Genomic DNA, 12,993 nt, shown 5'->3' on the forward strand with positions numbered 1-12,993 from the left:
AATGGTGTTGTGTCGTCTTACGCGTCGGCGAGCGACTTGGCCTGCGCGACCCAGGCATCGGCCCGGCTCGGGAGACCGACTTCTTCGCCGATCTGGTGCGCGGTGTCGTGGTTGAGCTCGGCGAGCTGCCAGTAGTGGAAGATGCCGAGGTCGTTGAGCTTCTTCTCGATCGCACCGGACACGCCGGTGAGCTTCTTGAGATCATCGGCGGTGCCGCGCGGACCAGGCAGACCCTGGAACGTCGAAGTGGACGCAGCCGGAAGATCTTCCTCGAGCGGAGCCGCCGAGGCGCCGACGTCGATCCCGAGCTCGCCCTGCGCGCGCGAGATGCCGTCGATGGCGGCCCGCGCGATCAGGTCGCAGTACAGCGAAATGGCGCGGCCGGCGTCGTCATTGCCGGGCACGACATAGGTGATGCCCTTCGGATCGCAATTGGTGTCGACAATCGCGGCCACCGGGATCTTGAGGCGCTGGGCCTCCTGGATCGCGATGTCTTCCTTGTTGGTGTCGATCACGAAGATCATGTCGGGCAGACCGCCCATGTCCTTGATGCCGCCGAGCGAGCGGTCGAGCTTGTCGCGCTCGCGCTGCAGGGTCAGCCGCTCCTTCTTGGTGTAGGAGTTGGCTTCGCCCGAGGACAGCACCTCGTCGAGATGACGCAGGCGCTTGATCGAGGCCGAGATCGTCTTCCAGTTGGTCAGCGTGCCGCCGAGCCAGCGCGAATTGACGAAATACTGCGCGCAGCGCTTGGCTGCATCGGCCACGTTGTCCTGCGCCTGGCGCTTGGTGCCGACGAACAGGATGCGGCCGCCCTTGGCGACGGTGTCGCTGACGGCCTGCAGCGCCGTGTGCAGCAGCGGCACGGTCTGGGCGAGATCGATGATGTGGATGTTGTTGCGGGCTCCGAAAATGAAATCGGCCATTTTCGGATTCCAGCGGTGAGACTGGTGACCAAAGTGCACGCCAGCTTCGAGCAGCTGACGCATCGTGAATTCAGGCAGCGCCATTGGATATTCTCCGGTTGATTCCTCCGGAAACGCGTGAGCAAAAACGGGCCGTCAAGGCCCGGCTTGCCACCGGACGCCCTCTAGGAGAGCCAAGTTTCCGTGTGAGATGGCGCGCTATATAGCCGGATTTTGGCGCAACGCAAGGAAAATGGGCTCATTCGGCCTGCAGAAGCTCGACCATCGCCGTCCGGGCCTGCCCCTCCTGCAGCGGAACGAAGTCGACCGGGCCCTTGTTGTCAGCGCCCGACGAGGCCGCGGCCATGACGCCCATGCCGAGCAGGCCGAACGCCATGCCGCCGCCCTGCATGGCCCTGGACCGATCACTGGGCCTGATCGAGAAGAAATAGGTCCGCCCCGGCTCGGTGTTGAAATCGAGCACCGAGTCGCCTGGGAACAGGGTCTGGGTGGCGACGAGGTGGTGCGGACCGGCCGGACGGTCGACGTAGACATAGGTTCCGGGGATCAGGCGACTCAGCGCGACGCCGTCGACCTTGGCGTCGCACGTGGTCCGGTCCAGCCAGGCATCCTTCAAGCTCATGATGATGATGCGGGACTGCCCGGCACGCGGTGCCCCGATCTTCTGTGACACCACAGCGTATTCGGTGCCTTCCTTGCCTGTCAGGCATCCTGATACCAGAAATGCCGCTCCCAATCCCAGCAGCGCTCGCCTGTTCATTGCCCCCTCCCCGTAGAAACCCGGGGTTCGAGGCTATGACGGGAACCAGGGAACTTTCAACCTCCGGGAGCAAAGACAGTGGAACTGTGATCAGCGCTCCACACCGGCCGGGGCCAGCGCGGCGCGGTCGGCATCGAGCTTCGCCCTCAGCCGCGCGGCGTCTTCGAAGAAGGTCTGCTCGTCCTGCACCGGGACCAGGCGCAGGGACGGCGGCATCAGCACGTGGCTGACATTGGGACGGCCGGAATTCGCCAACGCCTCCGACCGCTGCACGGTCTGGATCGCGATCGCGACCACCAGCAAAAGGCCGACCACCAGGCCCTTGGCGAGCATATGGGTGCGTCCGACCTCACGCAGATGCAGCAAGCAGGTCGCGGCGAGAACGATCCACGAAACGACGTAGCCGTAGGTGAAGACAGCGCTCCAGGTCAGGGCGAACGAGGCAATCTGGGCGAACTCGCTGTAGACCCAGAACGCAATCAGACCCGCCTGCGCGATCAGGAGGTGGCGCAGAAAATGCGAGCGGCCGGAAAACAGCCGCGCCAGCAGCGCCCAGACGCCAACCCATGCGACGACCACCCCGATCATCGTGACGGTCGGCACAAGATAATCGGACAGATGCGCCTCGGAGGTCTGCGCAAACCAGGTCATCACCGCGTTGATCGCGAGCAGGACGACACCGAGGGCGATCGCGGCGATGATCGGCAGCGCCCCGCGTTCGGAGCCCGCGAGCCGCTCCGGCTCGACGGCATGGCCGGCGTCGCGGATCCGAAGCAGCGTCTGGCCGATCCGGATCGGCTTGGCGCCGTCGAGGACGAGCTGCGGCTTCCGGCTCTTGCCGCGATCGAGAAAGAGGCCATTGGCGCTGCCGAGATCCTCGGCGACCAGGCGCCCCTCGCCGTCGCGGAAAATTCGCACATGGCGCGCGGCGACATAGGGATCGTCGAGGATGACGTGATTGTCGTAGCCGCGGCCGATGCTGATCTCGGCGGCATCGACGCGGAAGCGGCCGGCGACGTCGCGATGCTTGGAGAGGATCTCGATCCAGATCATCGTGCGACCTGCAGGCGTTCGAGGAAGCTCTTGCCGAGGCGCAAGGCGTCGTCATAGGCGATCGCCTGCAGGTTCAGCCGCGACACCAGCGCCTCGTCGGCATGGTCCTGCGTCACCGCGACCAGCACGACGTCATAGAGGCCGTCGAACTCGCGATAGCCCTGCGCACACCACAGCACGCGTAGCGACGGATGAGCGGCCGCCGGCGTCACGCCGACGAAATCGGCATGGCAATGCTGCGGCGTGTACCATTTGCGAAAAGAACCGCCCTGGGTGAGTCGCGGCTGCGCCAGCTGCGTCAGCACGGTCGCGAACTGGAATTGATTGAGGTCGATCGATTTCGCGTAGGAGTGGCTGACCTCCACCACGCCGGTGTTGAGGTCGGAGGCGACATAGACGCTGGCCTCGGCCTTGCAACTGGTCGAATTGATGCTGGCGCGCGGCTTCGGCGATGCGCTGACATTGGTGCTCGCCCAGCATTCGAACCAGCCCGCGCGCGTCTCCGGCGCCTGATAGGACCCGAACACCCGATCGCGGAAGCCCTCCTCGCCCAGCGACTTGTAGAGCGCTCCACGCCAGCTCGTAAGCTGCGCGATCACGTCCTTGCGCAGATCGGCCGCGGCCGGCCTGGCGTCCTGGCCGCGCGCCAGGAGCGCGGCCGCGAAGCGGGCGGGCACCAGGAAGCTGATGAGCTGGCCGCCGCGGCGCGTGGCGACGTTGATGCCGACCACCTGGCCTTGCGCATTGACCGCGGGCCCGCCGCTCATGCCGGGATTGAGCGCGCCGGTGAAATGGATGTGATCGTTGTAGCTGTGCTCGACGAGACCGTTATACGTTCCCTCGATGATGGTGAAGCCGAGGTCGAGCGGGTTGCCGAGCGAATAGAGCCGCTCGCCTTTCGGCAGGCTGCCGTCGAGCGCGGCCTTGTCGAACGAAAAGAACGGCGCGTTCTGCTTGTCGACGCGAACGAGCGCGAGATCGTTGGGCAGGTCGACAGCGAGCAACGTGACGCCGCCCTGCGTGCCATCGGCTCCCGTATATTCGAGCCGGTACGTCTTCGGCTCGAGTGCTGCATCCGACACAACGTGATAGTTCGTGACCGCGAGCCCGTCGGCGGAGACCAGAAAGCCGGATCCGGTCGAGGTCTGGCGGCCGGCATCGGCCACGAGCGTGCGGATCTGGAGCAGGCGCGGCGGCGCCGAGGCATAGACGGCTTCGGCGCCCGGCAGCGCTTGCGCATCGCTTGGCGATGGCAGGCCGGCGATACCGACGCCGCAAAGCGCGGCCATGATTGAGCTTCGCAAAGACAGCGTGCGCAAGGTCCCGACAAACGCTGATATCACTGATGCCCCCGCAACACGTCGTCGGCCGTCGACGTCCTGCGCCCACGATCGATCAGTCCGGCGGTCCGGCCATATCGAAAACAGGCCGATGTTGCAACCGCGCCGACCTCAGGCCAACGCGCCGCGGCTCAGCAATGCGGGACGTTCGGCGGACATCTCTTGCCCGGCGGCGGGGCCGCCGGACGTGGCGGCGGCGGCGCGGGCCGCGCCATCGGCGGCGGCGCCGGCCGGGCCACGGCGGCCATCGGCGGCGGACTGGGACGCGCCATCTGCGGTGGAGGCGCAGGACGCGCCATCGGTGGCGGAGCGGACGGACGCATGACTTGCGGCGGCGGTGGCGCCGGCCGAGGTGGCGGAGCCGCCCGAACCATCGGTGCAACCGGCGGTCGTGGCGGCGCCGGTGGCGGGCTCAGACGCGCCGTCGCCGGTGGTGGCGGCGGGCGGCGCTGGATCTGCGGTGGCGTCGCCTGCTGAATGCGCGGGCTCACCTCAGGCCCGCGCGGAACGGCTGACGGCATGACCGGACGGGACGGCGTCACCGATGGCCTTGCGGGCTGCGGCACGACTGCGCCCGGCGGCGTGCGGTTCGCGCGCAGATCCTGGCGCGCGGGCGGTGGCAGCGCGGCAGAGGGCGATGCCGGTGCCGGCTGGCGCAGACTAGGAGCCTGAACCGATGGTGGCACCGGCGGACCACCGCGACCGGGCACCGGCAGCGGATTGACATTGGCATGCCCCTGCCCGGGTCCCGTCATGGCCGGCGAGGGTCCGCCCGGCGGAGCGTTGGCCTGAATGGCCGGTGCTGCACCGGGCCGGACCGTGGGATTGGTGAGCGGTCCTCCCGGCGGCGGGACCTTGCCCTGCTGGATCAGCGTGGCGCGCTGCGCGACGGCCGGCGGCAAGGCCGGTGCCACCGCCACGGCCGGCGTCGTCACGGCCGCGGGGCCGGCAGTGATCGGCGCGGCCGGCGGCGCCGGACGATTGATCACGGTGTTGATGACGGTCGGGTTGTGGATGTTCTGGTAGATGATGTTGTTCGGCGGCGGGGCAACGAAAGCCGGCGGCCGGACATAGACCGGGATCGGCACGAACACCGGCCGCGGCAGGATGAACAGGCCGACCGGAGCGAACGGCGGCGGCAGCTCCACGAACTCCGGCAGAGGCGGCGGCAGGATGTAGACCGGCGGCGGGGGCGGCGGCACGAAATCGAATTCGGGATCCGAGAACAGCAGCACCGGACGTTCGACATAGATCACCTCGTCGAGCGGCGGCGGCGGCACGTCATATTCGATCATCGCGAAGGTCGGCGGCGGCGCCGGCTGTGCCGACAACATCGCCAGCCGCCGCCGGGCGTCCTCGGCATGCGCGCCATAGGGATAGCGCTTCAGGTAGGACCAATAGGCCTCCGGGCTGTCGGTGCGAAACGTCCGTCGCCAGGTCAGCGCCTCGCGGCGAGCGGCGACGAGGGCGCGCACGCGCCGCGCCAGCGGGTCGCTCGGATAGGCGGCGATGAAATCCTCATAGCCCTGCAGCGTGTCGCGCTCCAGCGCCGCGGCATAGGCCTCCTGCACCGGCAGCTCGCGGATCGGGCGCGAGCGCAGCGCCGCGGTCTGCTCCGGCGAATCCGGCGTGGCGGGCGCGTCCGGCGCCCGCTCGAAGAAGGTGAAGGCGGCCTGGATCTTCTGCGCATCCCACGGCACCTGCGCGCCCTTGGTCTCCTCGTTGACGCGCAGCCGCAGCCGGTCGAACACCTCCGGCAGCGACAGGCCGCCGGTGCGGATCATCTCCGCGAGCGAGCGCGCGTAGACGCCGTAGGCGCCGGTCTCGTTCGGCGCGATCGTGCCCGGCGCCGCATTGAAGGCGATCAGCATGTTGGCATCGGGCTCAACCAGCGCCAGGCCGCCGGCGATCGCCGGACCGCTGGCGATGAAGGGCTGCTGGCGGGCGGCATCGAGCACCACGACGCTGGCCTTCACCGGCGTCGCCGCAAGCTGGCGGATGTAGTCGCTGAGGCGCAGGCCTTCGGTCGGAATGTCGACGTCGCTGCCGATGTTGGCGTCGACGGGAAGAAAATAGTTCTCGCCGGCGAGCTGCATGCCGTAGCCGGCCAGATAGACCATCGCGACGGTGTTGGTGTCGGCTGACTGGGCCTTGTGAATGAAATCGCGAAAGCTCTTGCGCAGCGTGTCGGCATCGAGATCGCGCGCGCCGACCACATCGAAGCCCGCGGCCTGCAGCGTCTGCGCGATCAGGCCGGCGTCGTTGGCCGCCGTCGCCAGCGGGCCCTTGGCATAGGCCCCGTTGCCGATCACCAGAGCGATACGCTTTTCGGCGCCGGGCTGCTGCGCTGCGGCAAGCCGCGGCAAGGCCGCCAAGGCGAGCAGGCAGAGCGAGACACTCAGGACGATCTTCGCGGTGATCTTGGTCAAGCGCATGGTTCAAGCCCCTTCGAGGCACCCGCCGCGGATTCAGCGGGAGAATGGCTGAACCGCGGTTGAACGGAGGCATGTCCGTACAGCCCACGCGCAGCTTTTTTGTTCCTCGTCCCCCCGTTCGACCAGCAAGATCGCCGAACGCAGCCGCTCCAGCGGAACGATCGCCTCGATTACAGCTGCTGCACGTCGACCACGCCGGTCACCGCCTTGATGGCACCTGCGATTTGTGGCGAAACCTTGAAGCGCCCCGGCAGTTTCATCTCGACCTCGGTTTCGAGGTCCAGCATCATGACCAGCGACACCTCGCCTTCGCCTGCTGCGGTGCGGGGCGCCAACGGCGGCGCGGCGCTCTTGGCGATCGCCCCGTTGCCATTGACCGCGGCACCTTCCGGCCCCTGCAGGCGCTTGACGATGGAATCGAGCGGCTTGGTGTCGCGCAGGAAGATGCGCAATCCGCGCTGCGTCTTGGCGGCGGCATCATCGAGCGGCTCGGCATGCAGCACCCGCGCGCGGACATCCTCGCCCTGCAGCTCGGCGCCGAGCTGCAGCAGCACCGCCGCGCCCGGCTCGAGCACGTCGCGATATTGTGCGAGGCCCTCAGAGAACAGCACGGCCTCGAAATGGCCGGTCGGATCCGACAGACCCATGATGCCCATCTTGTTGCCGGTCTTGGTGCGCCGCTCCATGCGCGACACCACGGTGGCGGCAACCTTGCCCGCGGTCGCGCCGGTCTTCACCGCACGCGAAAACTCGGCCCAGCTCTGCACGCGCAGGCGCTTCAGCGCCGCCGCGTAGTCGTCGAGCGGATGGCCCGACAGGAAGAAGCCGATCGCATCATATTCGCGCCGCAGACGCTCGGCCGGCAGCCAGTTCTCGATGTTCGGCAGGATGATCGCGGGCGCATCGGCGGCGTTGCCGAACATGTCGTTCTGGCCGGAGGTGGCGGCCTCGTGCGCGCGCTGGCAGGCGGCGACGATCGCGTCCGCGCCGGCGAACACCCGCGCGCGGTTCTTGTCGAGCACGTCGAACGCACCGGCCGCCGCCAACGTCTCGATGATGCGCTTGTTGATCGCGCGCGGATTGACGCGAGAGGCGAAGTCGGCGAGCGAGGTGAACGGGCCGCCCTTGTTGCGGGCCTCGACGATCATCTCGATCGCCTGCGGGCCGACGCCCTTCAACGCCGCGAGCGCGTAGAAGATGGTGTTGCCGCTGACCTCGAAGGTCGGCCCCGAGCGGTTGATCGACGGCGGCTCGACCTTGATGCCGAGGCGCTGCGCCTCGGCACGAAATTCCGAGAGCTTGTCGGTGTTGTTGAGATCGAGCGTCATCGACGCCGCGATGAACTCCACCGGATAATGCGCCTTCATGTAGGCGGTGTGGTAGGACACCAGCGCATAGGCGGCCGCGTGCGACTTGTTGAAGCCGTAGTCGGCGAATTTGGCGAGCAGGTCGAAGATCGTGTCGGCCTGGTCCTTCGGCACGCCGTTCTTGACGGCGCCTTCGACGAAGCGGACGCGCTGCTTGTCCATCTCGGCGCGGATCTTCTTGCCCATGGCGCGCCGCAGGAGATCGGCTTCGCCGAGCGAATAGCCGGACATCTGCTGCGCGACCTGCATCACCTGCTCCTGGTAGATGATGACGCCGAAGGTCTCCTTCAGGATCGGCTCCAGGATCGGGTGCAGATATTCCGGCTCCTCCTCGCCGTGCTTGCGGGCGCAGTAGGTCGGAATGTTGGCCATCGGACCGGGACGATACAGCGCCACCAGCGCGATGATGTCCTCGAAGCGGTCCGGGCGCATGTCGATCAGCGCCCGCCGCATGCCCTGGCTTTCAACCTGGAACACGCCGACCACGTCGCCCCGCGCCAGCATCTGATAGCTCGGCGCGTCGTCGATCGGCAGGGTCGCGAGATCGACGTGGACGTCGCGCTGCTTCAGAAGCTTCACGGCGACGTCGAGCACGGTCAGCGTCTTCAGGCCGAGGAAGTCGAACTTGACGAGGCCGGCGGGCTCGACCCACTTCATGTTGAACTGGGTGACCGGCATGTCCGATTTTGGATCGCGATACATCGGCACCAGCTCGCTCAGCGGCCGGTCGCCGATGACGATGCCGGCGGCGTGGGTCGAGGCATGCCGCGTCAGGCCTTCGAGGCGCATCGCGATGTCGAAGGCGCGCGCCACCACCGGGTCCTCGTCGCGGAAGGCCTGCAGCTTCGGCTCGCCCTCGATCGCGGCGGCGAGCGTCACCGGCGCGGCCGGATTCTGCGGCACCAGCTTGGTGAGCTTGTCGACCTGCCCGTAGGGCATCTGCAGCACGCGGCCGACGTCGCGCAGCACGCCGCGCGCCTGCAGCGTGCCGAAGGTGATGATCTGCGCCACCTGGTCGCGGCCGTAGCGCTGCTGCACGTAGGAGATCACCTCGCCGCGGCGGTCCTGGCAGAAGTCGATGTCGAAGTCCGGCATCGAGACGCGCTCGGGATTGAGGAAGCGCTCGAACAGCAGCGCGAACCGCATCGGGTCGAGGTCGGTGATGGTCAAGACCCAGGCGACCAGCGAGCCTGCACCGGAGCCGCGCCCCGGTCCCACCGGGATGCCGTGCGCCTTGGCCCATTTGATGAAGTCCGACACGATCAGGAAGTAGCCCGCGTACTTCATGCGCATGATGACGTCGAGCTCAAAGGCGAGCCGCTTCTGATAGTCCTCCTCGGTCATGCCCGGCGCCATGCCGTGCACCTTGAGGCGCCGCTCCAGACCCTCCTCCGCCTGTCGCTTCAGCTCGGCGGCCTCGGCGCTGGCGGCGTCCACGGCATCGCTGCCGGTGCCGGCGCCGACCGTGAAGAACGGCAGGATCGGCTTGCGCGTCCGCGGCCGGTACGAACAGCGCTCGGCGATCTCGACCGTCGAGGCCAAGGCCTCCGGAAGGTCGGCGAACAGCACCGCCATCTCGGCACGGGTCTTGAAGCGGTGATCCGGCGTCAGCTGCACGCGCTCGGTGTCGGCGATCAGATGGCCGCCGGCGATGCACAGCAGCGCATCATGCGCCTCGTAGTCGTCGGCGGTCGCGAAATACGGCTCGTTGGTCGCGACCAGCGGCAGGCCCTTGCCATAGGCGATATCGATCAGGCCGCCTTCGACGCGGCGCTCGCGGTCGACGCCGTGGCGCTGCAGCTCGATGTAGAGGCGGTCGCCGAACAGGCTTGCCAGCCGCTCGCAGCGCTGCGTCGCAAGTGCCGCCATGTCGTGCTGGATCGCGAGCGAGATCGGCCCATCGGGCCCGCCCGTGAGCGCGATCAGACCATCGACACCCTCGTTCAGCCACTCGAACTTGATGTGCGGCGCCTGGTGCGTCGGCGTCTCCAGGAAGGCGCGCGAGTTCAGCCGCATCAGGTGGCGGTAGCCCTCCTCGCGTGCGGCGAGCAGGACGATTCGCGAGGGCTGCGCGACCGCGCCGGCATTGCGGGCATTCGGGTCCATGTCGCCGAAATCGATGGCGAGCTCGCAGCCGGCAATCGGCTGGATGCCATAGCTCGCCATCTTGTCGGAGAATTCGAGCGCACCGAACATGTTGTCGGTGTCGGTCAGCGCCAGCGCCGGCTGGCGGTCGGCCTTGGCGAGTTCGCCGAGCTTGCCGATCTTGATCGAGCCCTTCAGCAGCGAATAGGCGGAATGGACGTGGAGATGGACGAATCCGGCGCTGGACATGCTCGCCTTGCAGCTTCCCTGGGGCTTGTTCCGAGATCACGGTGCGGGGCCAAGCCTTGGGCTTGGCTCGAAGTCATGAACCGCCATGCCCCCGACCCCGACCGACTCGCTCCGCATCATATCGGACGACCTCCGGCGAGTCCGGCGCCCTCGCCTGCCTTGTCCCCAGCCGCTGCGCTCGGAAAACTAAAGCTGTGGAATGATTTGCGCCCAGAGCGCGATCATGCCGACGAACAGCGTGATCGACGCCAGCGCGGCGGCTTCTTGAACGAAAACCTTCAGCATCGGGACCTCCCTGAGTCAGAACATATGAAGAACAATGTTCCTTTTCTGTTCTCAGGTCAAGCGCGCTGATCGGCTCATCGCCGCGCCGGCACAGCAAATGGTTAACCCGCCTCCGCAAACAAAAAGCCCCGGCGCGAACGCCGGGGCTTTCCAATCCGCCGATCGAGCGAGGATCGACTCAGTACCGCGTCGCGACCGGGCCGCCGAAGCGGTAGTTCAGGCGGGCGGTGAACAGATCGACGTCCTGCTTGATGCTGTCGGAGCCGAGCGCGCCGAAGCTGACGGTCTGGCGGTCCATGAACAGATGGTCGTACTCGACGCCCAGCGACCAGTTCGGCGCAAAGCCGTATTCGACGCCGGCACCGACCACGCCGCCCCAGCGCGTGTCGTCGTTGGAGGCGAGGAACGCGCCGGTCGCCGCATTGGTGATCGTGTACTTGTTGCTGGTCACGGCCGCGCCGCCCTTGGCGTAGAGCAGCACGTTGTTGATGGCGTAGCCGACCTGGCCGGTGAACAGGCCGAACGCATCGGTCTTGGTGCGGTTACGCGTTCCGAACAGCGCGCTCTGATTGTCGCCGGTGAGGTCGGCCCAGTTGCCCTGCGCCTCGACGCCGAACACGATCTGGCCCATCTGCCAGCGATAGCCGACCTGGCCACCGACGGTGCCGCCGGATGCATCATGCGAACCCTCGCGGCCGCCGCCGACCAGATCCCAGGTGTTCTCGCTCCAGCCGCCGCCACCGTTCACGCCGATGTAGAAGCCGCTCCAGTCATAGATCGCAGCCATCACAGGCGGCGGTGCCTTCGTGTAGGGACGCGCAGCGAGATCCGCGGCAAGCGCCGGCGAGGCCAGCACCACGAGCGCCGTCGTCGTCAACAGAAGTTTCTTCATCACAGGTCCAGTCTCGTCTCATTTGGCCCCCAGGCCAGCCGCACCTCTTACCGATCTGCGCCACAATTGCTGTAGCCGCTCGGTCACAGCTCGCTGCTGAAAGGCCAAGAGACATGTTAGGAAATTAATCTTTAATCACAGTGTGTTGATGGAACTTTCCAGCTTGCAATCGAGGGCCGACCGACTACACACGCGTGAGGGCCGTCGCGCCGGTGCTTCGCCATGAAGCGCGCGCGTTCTGGTCATCAAGGGATGAAGGGAGATCGTTGATGCGTGAGGTTTTATTTGCGGCCCTGGCTGCAGCCGGCCTCGTGGTCGCAACCCATGCGCCGGCTCACGCCGTCGGTGTCAGGCATGCGTTCTGTCTGCAGGGTGATGAGTTTCCGGGCTTGAGCCACTGCACCTTCGACACTTACGCGCAATGCCAGGCGACGGCGTCGGGACGCCTGCTGAACTGCATCGCGAACCCCTATTTCGCCGGTGTGAGCAATGACCCGCGCGCGACACCCTATCCGTATCCGCACAGGCAGCGGATCAGGCCGCGTCCGCCGGCGCCGAATCCCTACGCGCCGTTCCCCAACCCGTTCGTGTTCGAAGAGGACTGACCCGTCCCCGCCTTCGACGCAGCGAGCTGCCGTCTCAGGCCATACCATCGAAGGTTCGTCGAAGCCGCGGCTTCGACGAACCGGAGCAATCGAGGGTGACGTTGCGTCAGCGCATCATCCCGAAACCCGGACCGAACTTGTAGTTCAGCTTCACGAGCCCGATGTCGACATCCTGCTTGATGCGATGAGTCATCGCGGGCGCGCCGGCCGCGGCGACGAAGTTCAGGTTCTTGTTGCCCAGGAAGATGTGGTCGTACTCGACGCCGACCGACCAGTTCGGCGCAAAGCCATATTCGAGGCCGGCACCGATCGTACCGCCCCAACGCGTCGTGTTGGCGCGATCGAGCATCACGTTGGTGCCCGTGGTGAAGGTGTCGTAGCGATCGCCGACGACCGCGGCACCGCCTTTGATATAGCCGAGAATGTTGTCGAAGGCATAGCCGACCTGGCCGGTGAACAGGCCGAAGCCGTTGGTGCGTGAACGGTCGCTGACATTGGGAAGAATCAGGTTGCGATTCGTGCCTTTGAAGTTCGCCCAGTCGCCCTGCGCCTCGACGCCGAACACCCAGTTGGCCATCTGATAGCGGTAGCCGACCTGGCCGCCGACGGCCGCGCCGCCGCCGCCCGAGCAGCCTTCGCGGTTGGCTGCCGGGTTCACCGCCACACCGGCGTTCGAAACCAGATTCCAGCAATCCCGGCTGGAACCTCCGCCGGCGTTGAAGCCGACATAGAAGCCGCTCCAGTCATACACCGTCGCCACGACGGCGGGCGGCGCCTTGGTGTACGGCCCCTTCTTCATTGGAAGATCAGCTGCGAATGCAGACGTCGCCGCGGCGATTGCGCCGAGCCCCACCGTTGCGCCGAAAAGCGTCTTCATCATCGAACTCCGTAGCTTCTGTCCCAAAGTCCCCAGGCCCCCTGGTTCCGTGCGAAAAACATGCAGCGCGACGAAGCGACTATGCCACCCGCATTCGCTCCGCCGACATCAACCGATGTGCA

General features: G+C 66.7%; 9 protein-coding genes. 1 reads left to right on the forward strand and 8 read right to left on the reverse strand.

The genetic code is table 11. The annotated features are described in order from the left end of the window. Positions 1-17: 17 nt before the first annotated feature. The 7 genes from QW863_RS04120 to QW863_RS04150 all read right to left on the reverse strand — a co-directional run bounded on the left by QW863_RS04120 (position 18) and on the right by QW863_RS04150 (position 11,389). Positions 18-1,007 (reverse strand): 30S ribosomal protein S2, encoded by a 990-nt coding sequence (locus QW863_RS04120; RefSeq protein WP_315711596.1) that lies wholly within the window; start codon positions 1,005-1,007, stop codon positions 18-20. 154 nt (positions 1,008-1,161) lie between these two features. Then, entirely contained in the window at positions 1,162-1,683 is a 522-nt protein-coding gene (locus tag QW863_RS04125; RefSeq protein WP_315711595.1) for a hypothetical protein, read from the reverse strand. A 90-nt stretch (positions 1,684-1,773) separates the two neighbouring features. Then, on the reverse strand, positions 1,774-2,736 hold the full coding sequence (locus tag QW863_RS04130) for an FHA domain-containing protein (protein ID WP_315711593.1): 963 nt from the start codon (positions 2,734-2,736) through the stop codon (positions 1,774-1,776). Next, complete coding sequence (locus QW863_RS04135; protein WP_315711592.1) at positions 2,733-4,025, reverse strand: serine protease; 1,293 nt, start codon at positions 4,023-4,025, stop codon at positions 2,733-2,735. The genes QW863_RS04130 and QW863_RS04135 overlap by 4 nt, the downstream gene beginning before the upstream one ends. A 182-nt stretch (positions 4,026-4,207) precedes the next feature. Further along, positions 4,208-6,511 (reverse strand): caspase family protein, encoded by a 2,304-nt coding sequence (locus QW863_RS04140; RefSeq protein WP_315711590.1) that lies wholly within the window; start codon positions 6,509-6,511, stop codon positions 4,208-4,210. A gap of 170 nt (positions 6,512-6,681) precedes the next feature. Further along, positions 6,682-10,212: a DNA polymerase III subunit alpha gene (dnaE, locus tag QW863_RS04145; RefSeq protein ID WP_315711589.1), complete on the reverse strand. Its 3,531-nt coding sequence runs from the start codon at positions 10,210-10,212 to the stop codon at positions 6,682-6,684. A 463-nt stretch (positions 10,213-10,675) separates the two neighbouring features. Then, a complete protein-coding gene (locus QW863_RS04150) occupies positions 10,676-11,389 on the reverse strand; it encodes an outer membrane protein (protein ID WP_315711588.1) in 714 nt (237 codons plus the stop codon). A 269-nt stretch (positions 11,390-11,658) separates the two neighbouring features. On the opposite strand from QW863_RS04150, the gene QW863_RS04155 reads away from it, so the two are divergent. After that, the gene (locus QW863_RS04155) at positions 11,659-11,994 is read left to right on the forward strand and encodes a DUF3551 domain-containing protein (protein ID WP_315711587.1); all 336 of its coding nucleotides are present in this window, start codon (positions 11,659-11,661) and stop codon (positions 11,992-11,994) included. Positions 11,995-12,100: 106 nt separating this feature from the next. Here the strand turns inward: QW863_RS04155 and QW863_RS04160 are convergent, their stop codons facing one another. After that, positions 12,101-12,874 carry an outer membrane protein gene (locus QW863_RS04160; RefSeq protein WP_315711586.1) on the reverse strand — a complete coding sequence of 258 codons (774 nt, stop codon included), beginning with the start codon at positions 12,872-12,874 and terminating at the stop codon, positions 12,101-12,103. Between the last annotated feature and the right edge of the window lie 119 nt (positions 12,875-12,993).

Origin of the sequence: Bradyrhizobium sp. SZCCHNR1017 (assembly GCF_032381375.1) — a bacterium.
Lineage (GTDB): Bacteria > Pseudomonadota > Alphaproteobacteria > Rhizobiales > Xanthobacteraceae > Bradyrhizobium.

Coding starts and splice junctions, on each gene's coding strand:
- QW863_RS04135 (WP_315711592.1), bottom strand. CDS start 4,025: ATGGCCGCGCTTTGCGGCGTCGGTATCGCCGGCCTGCCATCGCCAAGC.
- dnaE (WP_315711589.1), bottom strand. CDS start 10,212: ATGTCCAGCGCCGGATTCGTCCATCTCCACGTCCATTCCGCCTATTCG.
- QW863_RS04120 (WP_315711596.1), bottom strand. CDS start 1,007: ATGGCGCTGCCTGAATTCACGATGCGTCAGCTGCTCGAAGCTGGCGTG.
- QW863_RS04150 (WP_315711588.1), bottom strand. CDS start 11,389: ATGAAGAAACTTCTGTTGACGACGACGGCGCTCGTGGTGCTGGCCTCG.
- QW863_RS04160 (WP_315711586.1), bottom strand. CDS start 12,874: ATGATGAAGACGCTTTTCGGCGCAACGGTGGGGCTCGGCGCAATCGCC.
- QW863_RS04155 (WP_315711587.1), top strand. CDS start 11,659: ATGCGTGAGGTTTTATTTGCGGCCCTGGCTGCAGCCGGCCTCGTGGTC.
- QW863_RS04140 (WP_315711590.1), bottom strand. CDS start 6,511: ATGCGCTTGACCAAGATCACCGCGAAGATCGTCCTGAGTGTCTCGCTC.
- QW863_RS04125 (WP_315711595.1), bottom strand. CDS start 1,683: ATGAACAGGCGAGCGCTGCTGGGATTGGGAGCGGCATTTCTGGTATCA.
- QW863_RS04130 (WP_315711593.1), bottom strand. CDS start 2,736: ATGATCTGGATCGAGATCCTCTCCAAGCATCGCGACGTCGCCGGCCGC.